Source organism: Comamonas sp. SY3, from assembly GCF_041730275.1.
GTDB classification, from domain to species: Bacteria; Pseudomonadota; Gammaproteobacteria; order Burkholderiales; family Burkholderiaceae_C; genus Comamonas; species Comamonas sediminis.
Genome location: NZ_JBGTYN010000001.1, coordinates 145,860 through 165,470 on the forward strand (window position 1 = coordinate 145,860; position 19,611 = coordinate 165,470).

Below are 19,611 nucleotides of genomic sequence, written 5' to 3' on the forward strand. Positions count from 1 at the left end.
GCACTGCGATGACCTTGCCTGATCTCTCCACCCCTGTCCCGCATTCGGTCGGCCTGAACCGGCCCGTGCGCAGCCTGCCGGCGCTGGCCTGCGACAGCCATATGCACATCTTCGACACGCGCTTTGCGCCGTCGGCACACTGGCCGCGCAGGCCGCCTGATGCGCCGGTAGCCGCCTACCGCCAGCTGCAGCAGCGCCTGGGCACCTCGCGCACAGTGGTTGTCACGCCCTCCACCTATGGCACCGACAATGCCTGCACCTTGGATGCCCTCGACCAACTGGGCGGCAGCGCGCGCGGCGTGGCGGTGGTGGATTCCGATGTGGGCGATGCCGAGCTGGCCCGCCTGGCCACGCGGCGCGTCTGCGGGCTGCGGGTGAACTTTGTCTCGCCCCAATCCTGGGGCACCACCACGCCCGGGATGCTGCAGACCCTGGCGCAGAAGCTGGCGCGCCACCCGGACTGTGCCGGCTGGCATATCCAGGTGTTTGCCGAGGCGGCGCAGATCATCGAACTGCAGCCGGTGCTGCAGCAGCTGCCCGTACCTTTGGTGATCGACCATCTGGGCCGCATGGATCCGGCCGAAGGCCCATCGGCCGAGGCCTATGGTGTGCTACGCCGCTTGCTCGATGGTGGCCGGTGCTGGGTCAAGCTCTCTGGCGCCTATATGCGCTCCCAGGTGCAGGGCCCCAGCTATGCCGATACCGTGCCACTGGGCCGCGCCCTTGTGCAGGCCGCGCCCGAGCGCCTGGTGTGGGGCTCGGACTGGCCGCACACCACCGAGCGGCCGGGCACCGTCAACGACACGGACCTGGTCAACCTGCTGCAGGCCTGGTCGGCTTCGGATGCGATGATGGACCGCATTCTGGTGGACAACCCCGCCCAGCTCTACGGCTTTCAGCCTTGCTGAACCCTGGCAAGATCCTGCTCCCCCACCAACCGTTTTTGATGCCAAGAAGGCTAGCCCATGTTTCTGCTGCAATCCCCTGAAGTCCGCACCCTGGAGACCTTCAGCGCCATGCCCGAGTCCTTTCGCCGCCGCGAGCGCAGCGCCTGGGCCGATGCCAACCGAGCCGGCACGATTACCGATTCGTTTCTGGAAGGCCCGGTGTTTGACGAGGCCGGCAACCTCTATGTCAGCGATATCCCCTGGGGCCGCATTTTTCGCATCGATGCGCAAGGCCAGTGGAGCCTGGTAGCCGAGTATGACGGCGAGCCCAATGGCCTGAAGTTTCTGGCCCCGGGCAAGCTGCTGATCACCGACTACAAGAACGGCCTGATGCAGCTGGAGGTGGCCAGCGGCGCGGTGACGCCCTATCTGGAGCGCCGCAACAGCGAGCGCTTCAAGGGCGTGAACGACCTGATTTTTGATGCTGACGGCAACCTGTACTTTACCGACCAGGGCCAGAGCGGCCTGCATGACCCGAGCGGCCGCCTGTACCGCCTGCGGCCCAATGGCCAGCTCGATCTGCTGCTGAACCATGTGCCCAGCCCCAATGGCGTGGCGCTGTCACCCGATGGCCGCGTGCTGTATTTGGCGGTGACCCGGGGCAACTGCGTCTGGCGTATGCCCCTGCTGCCCGATGGCAGCGTTGCCAAGGTGAGCCAGTTCTTCACCTCGTACGGGCCCAGCGGCCCTGATGGCCTGGCCGTCGATGCCCAGGGCCATGTGCTGGTGGCCAACCCGGGCCTGGGCTATGTCTGGGTGCTGAACCACCTGGCCGAGCCGGTGCAGGTGCTCTGCGGCATCAAGGGCAGCTCCACCACCAACCTGGCCTTTGGGGGTGCTGATCGCAAACAGCTGTTTGTCACGGATTCCACCTATGGCCGCATCTTGACGGCAAGCATGGCCACCGCCGGCCTGCCGATTCACCAGGGGGTCTGAGCGCGGCCTCGGGCGATCCGCGTCCATCCCACTGAGGGCAGGTTTAGCTTTAACACCCTAGCGCAAGGTAAACGCAAAGCGCAGCGTGTCATTGGCCGCCTGCGCGGGCACGCTGGCATGCACCTCGTTGGGATAGCGCTGCAACCGCACGCGCAGGCCCCAGCCGGACAGCGCTTCCAGGCGCCCGGCCAGCGTGCGGGCCGATTCGGGATCGCCATCGGCATCGCGGTCGCCCACGACCACCATCAGGCGGCTGGTGGCCCCCACCTTGCCGGCCTGCACCTTGTCGCGGAACGCGCGCTCCTCGTCCAGAATGCTCTGGCCGTTCCACTCCATCGAGGGGCTGGCGGCCACAATCGCCTCAAAGGCCTGGGGACGCTCGTACAGCGCGTAGAGCGCGAACAGCCCGCCAAATGAATGGCCGAACAGCGACTGGCGCTCCAGGTTGACGGGGTAGCGCTGGGCGATTTCGCTGCGCAGCTTGCCGGTCAGGAAATCCAGAAACGGCGCGCGCGCACCGCTTTTGTATTGGGCAAAAGGGCGCACTTCGGGCGACAGCGGCTCGCGCAGCTGCGCCGTGTAGTCGGCCATGCGGCGCACATCCCAGGGCTTGTCGCCCGGGTAGCCCACGCCGACGATGATGGCCTTGCCAACAGGCAGGTAGTCCTGCACCCAGCGCGCATGCGCGAACGAGCCAAAGTAGGCATTGCCATCGAGCACATAGAGCACCGGGTAGCCGCCCTTGGGGGGCTCGCCTTTCTCAGGCGCGGAGACAAAGATGCGGTAGAGCTCGCCGTTGTCCGATGGCATGTCCCAGACCTGGGTGGCGGGCATCACATAGGGGCTTGCGGGGGTAGCTGCGTTGCTGGGCGTGGCCGCAGCGGCTGCATCGGCTGCAGCGCCCTGCTGGGCGGTTTGCGCCCTCGCCTGCGGCGCCGTGGCCAGCAAGCCGGCCAGCAGCGCCGCGCAGGCGCCTTGGTGGAGGGTGGACAAGCGCATGGCTGGCTTAGAAATCATGGCGCAGGTTAGCACTGAACTTGCGCGGCTCGCCAAACGGCGCGTACTCGCGGCCATACAGGTGGCGGTAGCTGCGGTCCGTCAGGTTGCTGACGACCAGATTCAGCTGGGTCTTGGGGGTGATGCGGTACTTGGCGTTCAGGCCCACCAGCACCAGCGCGCCCTGCTCGATGGTCCAGGCATTGGCGCCCGAGCCGCCGTTTTTATAGGCCTTGCTGGTGGCAGACACATTGCCGCCCAGCGACCACTGGGTGCCCGGCAGCTGGTAGTTCGCGGCCAGACGCATGCTGTGGCGCGGCTGCTCAGTGCGGAAGCGCTGGTCCTTTTGCGGGCCGGCCACATACTCGGCCGAGGTATAGGTATAGCCCGCTGCCAGGTTCAGCGCGCGGCTCACCTGGCCGTTCACGCCCAGGTCAATACCCTGGCTGACGACCTTGCCCGCTGCGGTGTAGCAGGCACCACCGCAGGCATTGCTGGGGTTGTTGGGCACCGAATCATCAAGCACCGCCAGGTTGGACTGCGCCAGGCGGAACAGCGCGGCCGACACATTGAGGCGCTTATTCAGCAGCTCGCCCTTGATACCCACTTCGTAGTTGGCACCCACCACCGGGTCGAGCACATTGCCATCCTGGCTGCGGTTGGTCTGGGGGTTGAAGATGTCCGAGTAGCTGAAATAGGCCGAGTACTGCGCATTGATGTCATAGACCAGCCCTGCATACGGCGTGACCACGCCCTTTTCCTTGGGGGCCACGACGCCGGTCAAGCTGTTCTTGCGTTCGTAGTTGCTGATGCGGGTGCCGGTGATCAGCTTGAGCGAGTCGGTCAGGCTCCAGCGCGCGACACCATAGACGCCCAAATTGCTGGTCTTGGTCTTGCTGGTCGATGCGCGCAGGCCATCGGGGATGGGGCCCAGGCCTTCGGGGTCAAAGCGGTAGACATTGATCGGCGTGGTGGACGAGTAGCCGGTGCCGGCGTTCTCGTCGCGGTAGCTGGTGCCGTTGACGCCCAGGGTCAGCGCATGGCGGCGGCCCAGAAAATCAAAGGGGCCGGTGGCATAGACATCGACCACATTGGCATGCATCACCGAGGTGTAGTTGCGCTGGCGGCTACCGATGAAGAGGCCATCGCCGGTAACAGGGTTCAAGCTGCCCGAGAGGCTGCTGAAGTTGTCGATGTCGTTATTGGTCTTCTGCCAGGCGTAGTTGGCCTTCAGGCTCCAGGCGCCGGCCAGTTGCTGGCTCAGGCCCACGGTGTAGATGTTGTAGTCGCGCACCGAGCGGTGGTCGGCATCACCCCAGAAGGACGAGCGCGACAGGCCGGCGTCGCTGCCATCGGCCGCCAGCGGCACGCCAAAATGGCCCCGGCTGGTGTCCTTTTGCAGCTGCACGCTGGCGCTCAACGTGGTCGTGGGGCCCAGGTCGGCCTCGACAATGCCGTAGCCCGCATAGCGGTCGCGGTAGACATAGTCGGTGAAGGACTCGCTGTTATCCGACACGGCCACCAGGCGGCCCCGGATCACACCCGAGTCAATCAGCGGGCCGGACACATCGCCCACCAGGCGCCGCTCCTTCCACGAACCCAATTGCACCTCGCCCTGCGCCTGGAAAGTATCGGTCGGGCGCTTGAGCACCATGTTGACCGTGCCGCCCGGGCTGCCTGCGCCGGCCGGCAAACCGGCCGCGCCTTGCAGCACCTCGACCCGGTCGACAAAGGCACTGTCGAACTTGGGCGAGCGGTTGCCGCTGTCGATGCCCGAAGGCGTGGCCATGCCATCGACCTGGGCCTGCATGCTAAAGCCCCGGCTGTAGTAATTGCTGCCAATGCTGCCGCCATCGACCGCAAACACGCCGCTCACTGCGCGCAGCGCGTCATCGACCGAGGTCATGCCGGCATCGTCCATCTGCTCGCGGGTGATCACCGTCAGGGTCTGCGGGGTTTCGCGTTGGCTCAGGTTCAGTTTGGAGCTGGTGCTGGACTGGGTTGCCGCATAGCTGCCGGTACCTTCGGTAGTGCCGCTGCGGTGGGCCGCTGCCGTCACGGTGACCGTGTTCAGGGTCATGTCCGATGCCCCCGTGCTGGCCGCTGCCCCCGTGCTGGCAGCCGGCAGCTTGCGCAGCACATAGGTCGCGCCACCTTGCTTGACCACCTCAAAGCCACGGCCGCGCAGCAGCTGGGCAAAGCCCTCCGCCTCGCCATAGCTGCCTTGCAGGCCACTGCTGCGCAGGCCCGCCAGGGTGGACGGCTCAAACACCAGCTGCACACCGGCCGTTGCCGCGTACTGCGCCAGCACATCGGACAGCGGGCCCGCTGCAATGGCGTAGTGCCTGGCGCCGGCTGCCGGCTCTGCCGCCAGGGCCCAGGGTGCCGCCAGCGCCAGGCCTGCAGCGCTGCCCCCAGCCAGGGTGGCGCGGATTGCGCCGTGCAGCAAAGCCAGCGCAAAGCGCTCGCGGTGCCGGCGGCAGCGGTGGGAAGAGAGAGTCATGGGTCGTCGTCCTGGTGATGGTCTGGGAAAAGAAAGCGGCACTGCATGGCGCCATTGCCCTGTACACCGAACGAGATCCCAAAAGTGATCACCTGCACTGAAAAATAGTTGAAAAAATTTTCCCATCCCCAACACCAGCCGTCGTTGCGCCCTCTGTCCCCCAGGCGATGCCCCAGGCCAGCGCGTCAGCCAAGCGTAAGACCACAAAGATACATTTTGTAATACAAGGCGCCTGGTGGTCTGCGCGCAGCGTTTCACGCCGTGCACTCCCATCCAGACAGGCATCCATCAGCAAACAACGACAGGGGGACACTATGGCAAGACGCAAGAAAAGCAGCGGGTTTGAAGACATGCTGGATCTGCTGGCGCTGCTTCCCTGGTGGATCTGTGTGGCACTGGCGGCGGCCAGCTATGTGTTTCTGCACGGTCTGGCGGTGGTGCCGCCAACGGCAGAGCTGGCAGGCCGCCCCAGCGACATGGTGGTGGCTACCGTTCAGAAGGGCCTTATCTTTGGGCTCGCTTCGATCGGCCAGTACCTGCTGCCGCTGATGTGCCTGATAGCTGCCGCGATGTCGGCCTGGCGCAGAAAGCAGCGCAAGGCCCTCGTCAGCACGGTGGCACAGGCGCAGGACGCCGCCGCGCTCGACGGCATCAGCTGGCGCGAGTTTGAATTGCTGGTGGGCGAGGCCTACCGCCTGCAGGGCTTTCGCATCATCGAGCTGGGCGGCAACGGGCCCGATGGCGGCGTGGACCTGGTACTGCTCAAGGGCAGCGAAAAATTTCTCGTGCAGTGCAAGCAGTGGAAGGCCCAGCGCGTGGGCGTTGCCACCGTGCGTGAGCTGTATGGTGTCATGGCGGCACGGGGCGCGACAGGCGGCTTTGTGGTCACCTCCGGGCGGTTCAGCAACGATGCGCGGGACTTTGCACGGGGCCGCAATATCAGCTTGGTCGATGGCCACCAGCTGTTTGCGATGGTGCAGCAAGCGCGGCAATCGCTGGTGAAGGGGCCCAAGGCGGCCCACGCCAGCGGCACCCCGGCCGCTGCGCCCGCAAGGGCCGCCGTTGCGACTGCCTCTGCCACAGCGCCTGCAGCGCCCGCAGCGCCAAGCCTGGCGCCGGCCCCACCGGCCTGCCCGCGCTGCAGCGCCGCGATGGAGCTGCGCACCGCACGCCAGGGTGCCCATGCCGGTAAATCCTTCTGGGGCTGCTCGACCTTCCCGGGTTGCCGTGGCACGCTTGCGGCAGCATGAAGGCTAGCTAAAGGTCTATCGATGCGCTTGTTGTCCAACCGTCGCCATGCAAGCCTTGGCCAATCCACGCGCTCGCTGCTATTGCTGGCCCTGGTCTGCTGCGCCGCGCCTGCCTTCGCGCAAAACCCGGTCTACCGCTGCGAAACGGCCGGGCGCGTGAGCTACTCGGATGCGCCCTGTGTAGGCGCGACGGAAATCGACGCCACTCCTACCCAGGGCATGGACAAGATGACCGGCAAGAGCCGCAAGGGCCAGGACGTGCAGCGTGCCGAACGCAACGCTGCCTTTGCGGAGGCCTTCCAGCCCCTGACAGGAATGAACGCCGATGAGTACCGCGTCTACCAGCGCCGCTTCAAGCTCAGCCCCGCAGACAAGCTGGAATGCGCGCGTTTGGACAACCACCTGCCCGGGCTCAAACAGGCCGTGCAAACTGCGGCGGCCAACGACCTGGCCCAAGCCGAGGTCGATCTGTACAAGGCGCGCAAGCGCTTCCATGATCTGAACTGCTAACCGCCAGGACTTAGTTGCTGAGCGTCCTGCAGAACTGGGCAATGGCCTCGCCCGCCTGCCGCAGTGCCGCATCATCCAGCGCATAGGCCACACGGACATACGGCCCCATGCCAAAGGCACTGCCATGCACGGCCGCCACGCCGGCCTCATCGAGCAGCGCGTTGACAAGGTCTTCATCGCTGCGCAGCAGGGTGCCAGCGCGGGTAGTTTTGCCGATCAGCGCCTCGCAGGAGGCAAACGCATAGAACGCACCCTGCGGTACGTCGCACTGCAGGCCTGGGGCCTGGTTCAGCATCTTCACCACCAGGTCCCTGCGCCTTTGGAACACCGCACGCGCGCCGCGCACAAAATCCTGCGGCCCCGTCAACGCGGCCAGCGCCGCATGCTGGGAGATGCTGCAAGCGCCAGAGGTCTGCTGGCCCTGCAGCTTTTCCATGGCCTCGATCAGCCAGGCCGGGCCCGTGCAAAAACCGATGCGCCACCCCGTCATCGCATAGGCCTTGGAGACACCGTTCATCGTCAGCACCCGGTCGCGCAGAAGCGGCTCCACCTGGGCTATGGTGTGAAAGGCGATGCCGTCAAACACCAGGTGCTCGTAGATATCGTCGGCGATCACCAGCACTTGCGGGTGGCCCAGCAGCACTTCTGCCAGTGCCTGCAGCTCGGCACGGCTGTAGACCGCACCGGTGGGGTTGGAGGGCGAGTTCAGGATCAGGCAACGGGTACGGGCGGTGATCGCGGCTTCCAGCGCATCGGCGCTGAGCTTGAAACCGGTCTGCGCCGTGCAGGGCACTGCTACGGCCTTGCCGCCACAGAGCTGCACGATTTCGGGGTAGCTGACCCAGTACGGTGCAGGGACGATGACCTCATCGCCCTCGTTCAACGTGGCAGCCAAGGCGTTGAAGATCACCTGCTTGCCACCGCTGCACACCAGGGTGTTGCGCCGCCAATCCACGGCCAGTCCATTGTCCTGCTTGAACTTCGCAGCCACCGCTTCGCGCAGATCGCGCAGGCCAGCCACCTGCGTATAGCGGGTGTGGCCGGCACGGATGGCGGCAATGCCTGCCTCGCAGATATGGGCCGGCCTGTCAAAGTCGGGCTCACCGGCGCACAGCGATATGACCTGCGCGCCGGCGGCGCGGCGCATTGCCACACGGTCCATGACCCGGTAGGTGGCCGATGGTTTGGCCTGGGCCAGGAAGCGATTCAAACCATGCACAGGGGTATTCATTGCTGCACCCTCCAGCGGGTCAGGCCCATCAGCTCCAACGTGGATTGCCCGCCTTGCAGCGCCTGCATCATCCGCGCTTCCTTGTCGGCACGCAATTGGCCCTGGGCCAGGCAGCGCTCGGCGTGGGCAGCCGGTATCACCAGCACCCCATCGTCATCGGCCACGACCAGGTCACCGGCTGCCACCGGCGTGCCAGTAAAGCTGATGGGCTGCCCGACCGACGGCGCACTGGCCTTGATGGTGCCGCGCATCGAGATGCCGCGCGAGAACACCGCGAAACGCCGGGCTGTAAGGGCCGCAATGTCGCGTACGCCCCCGTCAATGACCAGGCCGGCAATACCTGCAGCCTCTGCCGCGACGGTCAATACCTCCCCCCAATAGCCAGCGACAAAGCCACTGGTAGAGATCACAAGGATGCTGCCACGCGGCGCCTGCTCCATCGCAATATGGATGGACAGGTTGTCGCCAGGTGCGCATTCCAGCGGATACGCGGGGCCGGCCACCGACGCACCCGCCCATATGGGACGGATGGCGGCATCGGCGGCGCTGGTGCTCAGGCCCGAGGCCTCGAACAACGTGGAGGTTCCCAGCGTGCAGGCCTGGGCCAGCTGCTCTGCTGCGTAAAGCGTGGTCATGGCTCAGTCCTTGGTTTGCAGTTGGTGGTAGCCCAGCGCAGCACGCGCCTCGCCCAAGGACGTGCCCCGTGCGATCTGCGCGCGGATGCGCGATTCGCTCTCCTCGATCTTGCGGGCTGCAGCCGCCACATCGCGGGCGCGGTGGCGCGGCACAATGACGACACCATTGGCATCGGCGACCACGATGTCGCGCGATGCCACCCGCACCGTCCCGATGGCCACCGTGGTGTTCAGCGACTCGACCTGCACCCGGTCCTTGCCGGTGCGCATAAAGCGGCCCACGCTGAAAATCGGGTAGTTATCGCCCAGGGCCTTGCCCACATCGCGGCATACGCCATCGATCACCGTCGCTGCAATACCGCGCAGGCCGGCGTACTGGGTCATGATGTCGCCCCACACGGTACAGTCGCTGCGGCCATCGTTGTCGATCACCACCACATCGCCTGGAGCGACGTCATCGATGAAATCACCCACGGTGCCAGGCGGGTGGCTGGCCGGCACGTATTTGACGGTAAAGGCCGGGCCGACCACCGTTTTGCTGTAGTTCGCCAGCGGCATGATGCCCAGGGCCTGGCCGTGCAGGCCCAGCTTGTCCATGGCATCGGATACGCCGGGCGTATCCAGTCCTTCAAACAGGGCAACCAGTGCCTGGTCTTCCGGGCGCATCTTTGGGGGAAGGTTCATGGTGTGTATCGCTCGATAAAGAAAAGGGCCATCGCCTGGCGCTCACTGCGGCTGCGCGGCAATGGCTTCAAAATGCCGGTCGTGCATGACCTCGGCCACGGAGCGACCCGCGCGCACGGCGGCCACCATGCCCTGCTGGCGAAGGGCAATGCGCTCGCTCAGGCCCAGCACCTCGCCGATGCGCCCCGCCGGGATGAAGACCGTGCCACAGCGGTCGGCAATCACATAGTCGTCCTGCTGCACGGTGACACCGGCCATTTGCACAGGCTGGGCCGCATGCAACTGCACCACGCGGTTGCGGGCGCTGACCATGGTCAGCCCCCGCCCATAAACGGGATAGCCAATGTCTGCGCTGCCATCGATATCACGGCTCAAGCCATCGATGACCGTGCCGCGCACCTGCCTCGCAACCGCCGCATTGGCCAGGATGTCGCCCCAGCAGGAGATGCCATCGGCCCCGCCGGCAACCACGAGCACGCGGTCGTCGGAGACCACGGCATCGATGACCGGAGAGATCAAGTGCACGGCAGGCGCGGCATCGCTCTTGGGTCCCAGCTGGATGGTGCTGGCCAGGCCGACGATCTTGGGGCAGTGCCACAGCGGCAGCAGGCCAACGGTGGCACCGGGCAGGCCGAGGAAATCGAGCGCATCGGAGACGGTATTGGTGTCCAGCGCGCTGAGGCGTTCAAGGTGGAGATGGGAGTGGGTCATCGCGTGCATTCCAGGAAAGTGCTGGCATCATCACGGCCGCCTTCTGATATGTGAAATACTTATCAGATATCTCTGTGATACGAATACCAGAACAGCCACCTCTCCCCAGGAAACGCACCATGAGCCATATCGACTTTCGCCTGATTCGCCAGCTGTGGATGTTCCTGGCCGTCGCTGAGGAGCAGAACTTTGGGCGCGCCGCCGCCCGCCTGTCCATGTCACAGCCGCCGCTGACCGAGCAGATCAAGGTGCTGGAGCACTCGCTCAAGCTGCAGTTGTTCGAGCGCTCCCGGCGCGGCACCAAGCTCAGTCCTGCGGGTGCGGCCATCTTGCCGGCGGTTCGGCAGTTTGCGCTGCAGGTCGAGCAGCTCGAGCGCGTGGTGCGCGAGGTGGCAGCCGGACAATCGGGCGTGCTGCAGGTCGGCGCCATCACCTCAGCGATGCTGGACACCGTACCGCCGTTGCAGGACTACATGCGCCGCCAACACCCGCATGTCACCGTATTTGTACGCGAGATCGACAGCGCCGATGCCATTCCTGCGCTGCAGGCCGGCGATCTGGACCTGGCCTTTGTCCGGCTGGAGGGCGATGTAGGCCAGGGCATTGCCACTTTGCCGATGATGGAAGACCGCCTGGCCGTCGCGTTGCGCAAGGACCACCCCCTTGCGGGCCAATCCCAGGTCCGCCTCAAGTCACTGAGCCATGAGCCGATGGTGATGCCGTCGCGCCAGGTCAGCCCGGTCTACTTCGACATGCTGGTGGGGCTGTGCCGCGCCCAGGGCTTTGCGCCGCGCGTGATGCATGAGGTGCGCTCGGTCTCCTCACAGATCGCCTATGTGAGCTGCGGCCAGGGCGTGGCCCTGGTGCCTGCCTCCATGCGGCGCCTGGCACCCGAGAACGTGGTCGTCCGCCCGCTGCGCGAGAAAACCATGGTGGTCACCGCAGCCGCAGCCTGGAATGCGGAGCGCCACCATCCGCTGCTGGACGAGGCAGTCGCCTGGCTGCAGGCGCAACGCCCCTCCAGGATGACCCATGCAGCCTAGGCGGCCTTGTCAGCGCGTCACCTGGCTGCGCGGTGGCCCGTCAAAAGCCGCTGACGCAACACCGCGGACCAAAGGGTTGTAGGGCGAGGCTTCCAGCAGGCCCCAGCGTTGGGGCAGGGTTAGCGGCGTGCTGCGCCAGTTGTGCACCTGGAACTCGATCCAGCGCCCGGTTCCTCCTGTCTGGTCGATGCCGGCCTCGACACCAAAATGGGAGCGCGCATGGCCGGTGAGCTGCAACTGGCGCGCGCCTTCAAAGTCCCGAAAGACCAGGTCACAGCGCGGCTTCAGCCCTAGATTGCCCAAGGTGAGCCAGTCTCCTGAGAACCCGCCCGCGACCTCCAGACAAAAAAACGCCAGCTCGGTTGGCGGAGCTGGCGTAAGAACCTGTTCAAAGTCTCCTCGCGCCGCGACAGTGTCTTTGCGAGATGGGATGCGAGGCGCAACACCGCAGCAATAGCCGCGCTATTGCGAGGATTTGCAACGACGCAGACCGCTCCCTACCCGGGCAGCGCAAAGCCACTGTCCCGAAGGGTTGGAGTGAAATCGGGCGATTTCTGCGCGCTGGCCCTTGCTTGCACCCCGGTGCGAGCTGCGAACCAGCCCTTCGAACTCATCCCGATTGCACTCCAACGCGGCAGCGTAGAGACTTTGAACAGGTTCTATGACCGGTAAGCGAAAGAGCGCTTTTTCCACCGGCGAGGAGACGGGCAAGCGGCCTCCGGGCAGCGCTTGCATAAGGGTCAGGTCAGGGCATCAGAAGGCGGCAGGCCGCCATTTGAGCAGGCGTTTTTCCAGGCGGGTCAGCAAGAAGTCGGCGCCCAGGGCCACCACGGCCAGCACGATCATCGCGGCGAACACACCGCTGGCGTTGAAAGCGCCCTGCGCGGTGGAGATCAGCAGGCCGATGCCCTCCTTGGCGCCGAGGAACTCGCCCACCACGGCGCCGACCAGTGCAAAGCCAAAGCTCACATGCAGGCTGGCCAGAATCCAGGACATGGCCGAAGGAATCACCACCGACATGGTGACCTGGCGCGGTGATGCACCGAGGATCTGGGCATTGGCGATCATGTACTTGTCGGCTTCACGCACGCCCTGGAAGGCATTGGCAAACACCACAAAGAAGACCATCACGACAGCCAGTGCCACCTTGGACGCCATGCCCAGGCCCAGCGCAATGACAAACACCGAGCCCAGCACCACACGGGGGATGGAGTTGGCGATCTGGATGTAGATGGAGAACACATCGGACAGCAGCTTGTTGCGGCCCAGCACAATGCCGCAGATCACGCCAGCGATGGAGCCGATCAGAAAGCCGATGACCGTCTCTTCCAACGTGACCAGCACCTGCTGCCACAGCGGGCCTTGCGATGTGCCGTCGCGCACCCATTCCACAATCTGGTTCCAGATCATCGAGGGCATCGAGTAGAAGAAGGGGTCGATCCACTTCATGCGGGCCGAGACTTCCCAGCCGCCCAGCACGGCGACCAGCACCAGCAGGCGCAGACCGATGATGACGGCCTTGCGGCGTTTGATGGCCGCTTGCGCGGCCACCGATTCCTGCGCGAGCGCAGCGTCGCTCACGGCAGCGGGGGTGTGGTCTGGCGCAGCCGGTGCGGGTGGCGGGCTGCGGGTGGCAGCGGGGTTCAGGGTGAGTTCAGACATGGTGTGTTCCTTGCCTTGTATTACTGGATATGGACTTCTTCGCGCAGGTCATCCCAGATGCGCTTGGACAGGTCGATGAACTGCGGGTCGTAACGCACTTCGCTCATCACGCGGGGGCGTGGCAGGTCGATCTCGTACACGCGCTTCAACGTGGCGGGGCGGGCCGTCAGCACAAACACGCGGTCGGCCAGCGCAATCGCCTCTTCCAGGTCATGGGTCACGAACACGACCGATCCCCCGGACGCCGACCACAGTCGCAGCAGCTCGTCCTGCATCAGGGTGCGGGTCTGCATGTCCAGCGCCGAGAAGGGCTCGTCCATCAGCAGGATTTCCGGCTGGTTGATAAAGGTCTGCGCCAGTGCCACGCGCTTGCGCATGCCGCCCGAGAGCTGGTGCGGGTAGTGGTTGCCAAAGTTGGCCAGGCCCACGCGGTGGATCCACTCGTCGGCCAGCTTGAGCGCCTGCTCGCGGGGGGTGCCGCGAAAGATGGGGCCGGCGGCCACGTTGTCGCGCACCGATTTCCAGGGGAAAACGGCATCGGCCTGGAACACGAAGCCGATGCGCGGATCGATCTGCTCGACCTTCTTGCCCATCACGCGCACCTCGCCCACCGTTGGTTGCAGCAAGCTGGTGATCAGGTTCAATGTGGTGGATTTGCCGCTGCCGGTGGGGCCGACGATGGCGATGAATTCGCCCTTGGCCACCGACATCGAAAAATTGCGCAGCGCCAGGGTGGCCGTGCCGTCTGGCGCAATAAAGCGCAGCGACACCTTGTCGAATTCAATGGCCGCATCGGCTGATTTTGCAGAGGCAGCGGCATTTTTGGGCTGCAGGCTGCTGGACGGTTGCTGGCTGGCAACCGCCTGGGTGGCGTAGGACATGGTGGTCTCCCGGATGTGGGTGGTGGGGCGCGCGGGCTGCAGCACGGCGGGGCCGCGCTGCGGGGCGGGTTGCGCCGCTTTTTTACTTGGCGCTCAGGTAGGCGTTGGAATAGGTCTTGGCCAGGTCAATGTGCGCGCTCTTCACATTGGGCTTGTAGGCCGACAGCACCTTGAGCACCGTCTCGGGGCCGCCTTCGGGCATCTTGCCGTCCTTGGTGTACATCGGCAGCGAGGCCTTCAGCGCCGCCACATACAGCTCCTTGTCATTGCCGTAGTAGTCCTTGGGCATCTTGTCGGCGATGTCTTCGGCGCTGTGGCTGCTGATGTACTGCATGGTCTTGCCAAAGGCGCGGGCCAGCTTGGCCGCCTGGTCCTTGTGGCTGGCGGCCCATTCGTTGCGCACATACAGGCTGGCGGCAGGGTACAGGCCGCCCAGTGCTGCCTGGGTGCCCTCTTCGCTGCGCATGTCGACGAGCACCTTGGCGTCGCCGGTCTTGAGCATTTGCGACACGGTTGGCTCGGTGGTCATGCCGGCCTGGATGCGGTCCTGCTTCATGCCGGCGATAAACGAGTTGCCAGCGCCCACGGGCAGCAGCGAGTAGTCCTTGCTGGCCACACCCTGCTTGTCGACCAGGTAGCGGGTCAGGAACTCGGTCGACGAGCCCAGGCCGGTGACGCCCAGGGTCTTGCCCTTGGCATCGGCCATCGACTGGAAGCCGCCTGCAGCCGCCTTGGTGGATACCAGTTCCACCTCACCGGGCACCTTGCAGAACACCGCAATGGCCTGGATCTCCTTGCCCTTGGCCTGCAGGTCGATGGTGTGGTCATAGAAGCCCACCACGCCTTGCACGGCCCCTGCGATCAGCTGGTTTTCCGCATCCACGCCGGCCGGCTGCGATTGCAGCTCGACCTTCAGGCCCTCTTCCTTGAAGTAGCCCAGCGACTCGGCCAGCTTGGCGGGCAGGTAGATGATCTTGTTGATGCCGCCCACCATGATGGTGACGGTGTCGTCGGCTGCCTGGGCAGCCGTGCTGGCCATGCAGCAGACAGCGGCAGCGGCAATGGCGGCCAGCGCGTTGCGGCGGGTAGCGTGGAATAGGGTCATGCAGTGTCTCCTTGACGTTGTGGTCCTGGCACCTTCAGCAGCATCGCCCTGGGCGACCGCATAATGCACCGGATAGGAACAGAGTCTAGAAACTGCACCCTTTCAGTGCGCTTTCGCTGCACTGCAGCATTTTTAGTGGTTATCCCTGATCTTTTTTGCTGGCCTTTGGTGCGCCACCCCCTCCGATGAAGATCCTTCTGGTCGAAGACAACCTGGAACTGGCCCAGTCTCTGGCCGGGCTGCTGCGCCAGCATGCCTTTGTGGTGGACCATGTGGACCGTGGCGACGCCGCTGACCAGCTGCTGAGCCAATCGCACTATGACCTGCTGCTGGACCTGAACCTGCCCCAGCTCAGCGGCAAGGCGCTGCTGCGGCGCCTGCGCGAGCGCGGTGACAGCCTGCCGGTGATCGTGCTGACGGCGAGTGATTCGCTCGACCAGAAAGTGCTGTGCCTGGAGATTGGCGCCGATGACTACCTGGTCAAACCGGTGGAGGTGCGCGAGCTGCTGGCGCGCATGCAGGCCATTGCCAGGCGCCAGATGCCCGGGCGTGAGAACCATGTGCGCTGCGGCAACCTGCAGCTTGATCTGCGCACCCGCTTGTTCAGCGTGGCGGGCGAGGAGCTGGCCCTGCCCCCGCGCGAGCGCAGCGTGCTCGAAGCGCTGATGCTGCACAACGGCAGCGCCCTGCCCAAGCAGCGTTTGATGGATGTGATCTACGGCATGGACGAAGAGGCCAGCGCCGACGCGGTGGACCTGTATGTGCACCGGCTGCGCAAGAAACTGCAGGCGAGCGACACGACCATCATGACCTTGCGCGGCGTGGGCTACCTGCTCAAGCAAAAACTGGCCGGCGGGGACTGAATGCTGCACAGCCTGCGCGCACGCCTGGCCCTGTGGCTGCTGCTGCCGCTGGCGGTGCTGGTGGGCCTGTGCGGCTGGTTTGCCCATGAGCATGCCGAGGACGCGGCCGACTATGTGCAGGACCATGACCTGCTGTCATCGGCCAAGATCCTGGCCGACCGCCTGATCTGGGAGGACGGCGATGTACGCGCCAGCGTTCCGCCCTCGGCGCTCAGCCTGTTCATGTCGCCGGCGCGCGACCATGTCTACCTGAGCGTGATGGACGCGCAAGGCCAGCTGCTGGCGGGCCAGCAGAACTTTCCGCAGCCGCCGCAACTGACGCTGAGCGGCAGCGACAACGCCCAGTGGTATGACGCCCTGTGGCAAGGCCAGCCGATCCGTGCCGTGATCACGCGCCGGGCCATGTATGACGTGGCCGGCGCGCGCGAGATCACCATCCTGGTCGGCAAGACCACGCACAGCCGTGACAACATGGTCCAGACCTTGTGGTGGCCGACGATGGAGTACCTGCTGTGGGCGCTGGCCGTGGCTGTGCTGGTGAGTGCCACCGCGTTGACCCTGGAGCTGCGCCCGCTGCTGCGCATGGCGCGCCAGCTGGCCGGGCGCCCGGCTGGGGATGTGGATTTTCACCTCGACTCGCGCCAGCTCCACCAGGAGCTGCGGCCGCTCGCCGATACCGTCAACCAGTTTGCCCGCACCATCCGCGCGCAGGTGGCGCGCCAGCGCCAGTTCATCTCGGATGCAGCGCACCAGCTGCGCACGCCGCTGGCCATCCAGGCCCATACCTTGGAACAGGCCTTGGGCCAGACGCCCGCCGAGTTGGCGGCCCTGTCGGTTGCGCAGCGCCTGGCCGTGCTGCAACGGCTGCAGCGCAGCAACCAGCAATTGCTGAATGTGGCCAACCAGCTGTTGACCTTGGCACAGGCCGAGGCCGGCAATGCCGCACACGCGGCCCAACCGCCGCAATGGGTGGACCTGCGCGCGCTGTGCCTGCAGTGCCTGGAGGCGATGGCGCCGGCGGCCGACCTCAAGCAGATCGACCTGGGCTGGGAGGAAAGCCAGGCAGCTGCTGCTGCGCCGGCAGATGCGGCCACCCGCGCTGCCGACCCGCATGTGTTTTCGCTGTACACCAGCAGCCGCCTGCTGCCCGAGCTGATTGCCAACCTGGTGGACAACGCCATCCGCTACACCCCGCCGCAAGGCCAGGTCACGCTGGGCCTGGAGGCCAGCGCCGACAGCCTGCTGTTATCGGTGCAGGACAATGGCCCGGGCATACCGGCCCAAAGCCGGGATCGGGTGCTGGAGCGCTTTTACCGCCTGGCCCACGACACGGCAGGCACCGGCCTGGGCCTGGCGATTGTGCAGGAGGTGGCGCAGGCGACCGGCGCCAGCCTGCAGCTGGCCGATGCCCAGCAGCGCTATACGCCGCCCTTTGGCCCGGGCCTGCGCATCGGCGTGCGTTTTGTGCGGGTGGCCGGCCCCGGCTAGGCTTTGTTGGTTGTAGCAGAAGAGGTGGTAGCGCGCGGCTGGCGCGCCAGTTCGATAAAGGCGCGCACATAGTCGATGGCCACATCCGATTCCCGCGCGCCCAGAAAAATCTGCTTGGCAATGCCGTGCGGGCCCAGCCGCACCGGCACCACTGCCATCCTCGCAGCGTACTCCTCGACCAACCAGCGCGGCAAGGCCGCCACACCCCGGCCGCTGGCGACCATCTGCACCATGATGTCGGTGGTCTCAATCGCCTTGTGGCGGCGCGGCGTGACCCCGGCGGGCAGCAGGAACTGGTTGTAGATATCGAGCCGTTCGATGTCTACCGGGTAGCTGATCAGCACCTCTTGCGTGAGTTGCTCGGGCTTTACATAGGTGGCAGAGGCCAGCGCATGGCCACGGGGCACCACCAGCACCTGTTCATAGTCAAACACAGGCTCAAACCGCAGCCCGGGTTTGAACAGCGGATCAGGCGTGACCAGCAGGTCAATCTCGTAGCCGAACAGCGCACCAATGCCGCCGAACTGGAATTTCTGCTTCACGTCCACCTCCACATCCGGCCACGCGGCCAGATACGGCGAGACGACCTTGAGCAGCCACTGGTAGCAGGGATGGCATTCCATGCCAATGCGCAGCGCCCCGCGCTCGCCCTGCGCAAACTGGCCCAGACGCTCTTCGGCCAGATCCAGCTGTGGCAGCACGCGGTTGGCCACCGCCAGCAGGTACTGGCCGGCCTGCGTCAGGCGCAGGCTGCGGCCCTCCCGCAGCCATACCGCGGTGCCCAATTGCTGCTCCAGCTTTTTCATGCTGTGGCTCAGCGCGGATTGGGTCAGGTTCAGCACACCTGCAGCGGCCGTGAGCGAGCCCTGCTTTTCGACCTGCTGGACGATGCTGAGATGGATACGTTCAAGCATTCAAATGAACCATATTCATGGATATATGAGATAAAACCATTTTACTTCATGGATTGCACGTTCTAACATCCGGCCCATCGACCTGAGCGGCGTGGGCTGAAACAGCCCATACGGCCCGAAGGCCCGCAGACATCCACGATCGGACCCGCATGAGCAGCGACTTTTCCTTCAGCATCGAGCGCCTGCGTTTTGATGAGCACTACCGGCCATCGGACAGCACACGCATCACCACCAACTTTGCCAACCTGGCCCGGGGCGAGAACCGGCAGCAGAACCTACGCAACACCTTGCGGATGATCGACAACCGCTTCTACGCGCTGGCGCACTGGGACAACCCGGAGGCCGACCGCTATGCGGTGGAGCTGGACATCGTTTCCGTGGCACTGCACTGGGACACGCAGCAGCACGGCGAGACGTTTCCGCTGATCGAGATGCTGCAGACCCACATCCTTGACCAGCACACGGGCCAGCGCAGCGACGGCATCGTCGGCAACAACTTCTCGTCCTACGTGCGGGATTACGATTTCAGCGTGCTGCTGCCTGCGCACAACCTGAACCGGACCGGCTTCAGCACGCCCGCGCATTTTGGCCATCTGCATGGGCAGCTGTTCCAGCAGTTCATCAGGTCGGACACGTACCAGGCCAGTTTCCGCAAGGCGCCGGTGATCTGCATCAGCGCGTCGACCAGCAAGGTCTACCAGCGCACCGGCAACCAGCACCCGGTGCTGGGCATCGAGTACCGGCAAAACGAGGCCTCGCCGACGGACCACTACTTTGCCAAGATGGGCATGCAGGTGCGCTTCTTCATGCCCGCCCACAGCGTGGCGCCGCTGGCCTTCTACTTCCACGGCGACCTGCTGGGCGACTACAGCAACCTGGAGCTGATCGGCACCATCAGCACGATGGAGACCTTCCAGAAGATCTACCGCCCGGAAATCTACAACGCCAATGCAGCCGCCGGCGCGCGCTACCAGCCCAGCCTGAAGCACGAGGACTACTCGCTGACGCAGATCGTCTATGACCGCGAAGAGCGCAGCGCGCTGGCTGTCAAACAGGGCCGATTTGCCGAAGAGCACTTCATCAAACCCTACCAGCGCATGCTGCAGCAAGCGAGCGCTGCGGCAACCGTCTGACGGCAGCGCCCGGCGCGCTGGACCAGCCGCATCGCCTTGCCCTTCCCTGCCCTGCCCGGTGTCACCTATGGCTCCCGGTTGCGCGACCGGGTCAGCACAATGCGCTGCACACAGGCCTG

Annotated in this window: 19 protein-coding genes; 8 read left to right on the forward strand and 11 right to left on the reverse strand. The window is 65.2% G+C overall.

Features of this window, described 5'->3' with window-relative positions; genetic code table 11:
- Positions 1-8 precede the first annotated feature (8 nt).
- Complete coding sequence (locus tag ACCQ08_RS00605; RefSeq protein WP_373448563.1) at positions 9-908, forward strand: amidohydrolase; 900 nt, start codon at positions 9-11, stop codon at positions 906-908.
- Positions 909-965: 57 nt separating this feature from the next.
- On the forward strand, positions 966-1,883 hold the full coding sequence (locus ACCQ08_RS00610) for an SMP-30/gluconolactonase/LRE family protein (RefSeq protein WP_373448564.1): 918 nt from the start codon (positions 966-968) through the stop codon (positions 1,881-1,883).
- Positions 1,884-1,940: 57 nt separating this feature from the next.
- Here ACCQ08_RS00610 and ACCQ08_RS00615 read toward each other — a convergent pair whose 3' ends face one another.
- Together ACCQ08_RS00615 and ACCQ08_RS00620 are read right to left on the reverse strand one after the other, a co-directional pair.
- Complete coding sequence (locus ACCQ08_RS00615) at positions 1,941-2,882, reverse strand: alpha/beta hydrolase (protein WP_373448565.1); 942 nt, start codon at positions 2,880-2,882, stop codon at positions 1,941-1,943.
- 7 nt (positions 2,883-2,889) lie between these two features.
- The gene (locus ACCQ08_RS00620; RefSeq protein ID WP_373448566.1) at positions 2,890-5,382 is read right to left on the reverse strand and encodes a TonB-dependent siderophore receptor; all 2,493 of its coding nucleotides are present in this window, start codon (positions 5,380-5,382) and stop codon (positions 2,890-2,892) included.
- A 314-nt stretch (positions 5,383-5,696) separates the two neighbouring features.
- On the opposite strand from ACCQ08_RS00620, the gene ACCQ08_RS00625 reads away from it, so the two are divergent.
- The gene (locus tag ACCQ08_RS00625) at positions 5,697-6,632 is read left to right on the forward strand and encodes a restriction endonuclease (RefSeq protein ID WP_373448567.1); all 936 of its coding nucleotides are present in this window, start codon (positions 5,697-5,699) and stop codon (positions 6,630-6,632) included.
- Positions 6,633-6,653: 21 nt separating this feature from the next.
- Positions 6,654-7,142, forward strand: coding sequence for a DUF4124 domain-containing protein (locus tag ACCQ08_RS00630; RefSeq protein WP_373448568.1), 489 nt, complete (start codon positions 6,654-6,656; stop codon positions 7,140-7,142).
- Positions 7,143-7,152: 10 nt separating this feature from the next.
- On the opposite strand, the gene ACCQ08_RS00635 is transcribed toward ACCQ08_RS00630, so the two are convergent.
- The 4 genes from ACCQ08_RS00635 to ACCQ08_RS00650 are packed head-to-tail and all read right to left on the reverse strand — an operon-like array spanning position 7,153 to position 10,403.
- The gene (locus ACCQ08_RS00635; RefSeq protein WP_373448569.1) at positions 7,153-8,373 is read right to left on the reverse strand and encodes a pyridoxal phosphate-dependent aminotransferase; all 1,221 of its coding nucleotides are present in this window, start codon (positions 8,371-8,373) and stop codon (positions 7,153-7,155) included.
- On the reverse strand, positions 8,370-9,008 hold the full coding sequence (locus ACCQ08_RS00640) for an RraA family protein (RefSeq protein ID WP_373448570.1): 639 nt from the start codon (positions 9,006-9,008) through the stop codon (positions 8,370-8,372). The genes ACCQ08_RS00635 and ACCQ08_RS00640 overlap by 4 nt, the downstream gene beginning before the upstream one ends.
- A 3-nt stretch (positions 9,009-9,011) precedes the next feature.
- Positions 9,012-9,674 carry an RraA family protein gene (locus tag ACCQ08_RS00645; RefSeq protein WP_373448827.1) on the reverse strand — a complete coding sequence of 221 codons (663 nt, stop codon included), beginning with the start codon at positions 9,672-9,674 and terminating at the stop codon, positions 9,012-9,014.
- A gap of 60 nt (positions 9,675-9,734) precedes the next feature.
- Positions 9,735-10,403 carry an RraA family protein gene (locus ACCQ08_RS00650; protein WP_373448571.1) on the reverse strand — a complete coding sequence of 223 codons (669 nt, stop codon included), beginning with the start codon at positions 10,401-10,403 and terminating at the stop codon, positions 9,735-9,737.
- Between the two features lie 119 nt (positions 10,404-10,522).
- Here ACCQ08_RS00650 and ACCQ08_RS00655 point away from each other — a divergent pair, with 119 nt between their 5' ends.
- Positions 10,523-11,446 carry a LysR family transcriptional regulator gene (locus ACCQ08_RS00655; RefSeq protein ID WP_373448572.1) on the forward strand — a complete coding sequence of 308 codons (924 nt, stop codon included), beginning with the start codon at positions 10,523-10,525 and terminating at the stop codon, positions 11,444-11,446.
- A gap of 9 nt (positions 11,447-11,455) precedes the next feature.
- Here ACCQ08_RS00655 and ACCQ08_RS00660 read toward each other — a convergent pair whose 3' ends face one another.
- The 4 genes from ACCQ08_RS00660 to ACCQ08_RS00675 all read right to left on the reverse strand — a co-directional run bounded on the left by ACCQ08_RS00660 (position 11,456) and on the right by ACCQ08_RS00675 (position 15,028).
- Complete coding sequence (locus ACCQ08_RS00660) at positions 11,456-11,749, reverse strand: hypothetical protein (protein ID WP_373448573.1); 294 nt, start codon at positions 11,747-11,749, stop codon at positions 11,456-11,458.
- A 450-nt stretch (positions 11,750-12,199) separates the two neighbouring features.
- Complete coding sequence (locus ACCQ08_RS00665) at positions 12,200-13,108, reverse strand: ABC transporter permease (protein WP_312409586.1); 909 nt, start codon at positions 13,106-13,108, stop codon at positions 12,200-12,202.
- A gap of 20 nt (positions 13,109-13,128) precedes the next feature.
- Complete coding sequence (locus ACCQ08_RS00670) at positions 13,129-13,989, reverse strand: ABC transporter ATP-binding protein (RefSeq protein ID WP_239811442.1); 861 nt, start codon at positions 13,987-13,989, stop codon at positions 13,129-13,131.
- An 82-nt stretch (positions 13,990-14,071) separates the two neighbouring features.
- The gene (locus ACCQ08_RS00675; protein WP_312410630.1) at positions 14,072-15,028 is read right to left on the reverse strand and encodes an ABC transporter substrate-binding protein; all 957 of its coding nucleotides are present in this window, start codon (positions 15,026-15,028) and stop codon (positions 14,072-14,074) included.
- Positions 15,029-15,279: 251 nt separating this feature from the next.
- Between ACCQ08_RS00675 and ACCQ08_RS00680 the strand changes: the two genes are divergently transcribed.
- Both ACCQ08_RS00680 and ACCQ08_RS00685 read left to right on the forward strand, forming a co-directional pair.
- A complete protein-coding gene (locus tag ACCQ08_RS00680) occupies positions 15,280-15,957 on the forward strand; it encodes a response regulator (RefSeq protein ID WP_373448574.1) in 678 nt (225 codons plus the stop codon).
- Positions 15,958-17,445: a sensor histidine kinase gene (locus ACCQ08_RS00685; RefSeq protein WP_373448575.1), complete on the forward strand. Its 1,488-nt coding sequence runs from the start codon at positions 15,958-15,960 to the stop codon at positions 17,443-17,445.
- Here the strand turns inward: ACCQ08_RS00685 and ACCQ08_RS00690 are convergent.
- On the reverse strand, positions 17,442-18,359 hold the full coding sequence (locus ACCQ08_RS00690; protein ID WP_373448576.1) for a LysR family transcriptional regulator: 918 nt from the start codon (positions 18,357-18,359) through the stop codon (positions 17,442-17,444). The two genes, ACCQ08_RS00685 and ACCQ08_RS00690, sit on opposite strands and share 4 nt — an antisense overlap.
- Positions 18,360-18,508: 149 nt before the next feature.
- Between ACCQ08_RS00690 and ACCQ08_RS00695 the strand changes: the two genes are divergently transcribed.
- Complete coding sequence (locus ACCQ08_RS00695) at positions 18,509-19,492, forward strand: DUF1852 domain-containing protein (protein WP_373448577.1); 984 nt, start codon at positions 18,509-18,511, stop codon at positions 19,490-19,492.
- Positions 19,493-19,611: the final 119 nt, after the last annotated feature.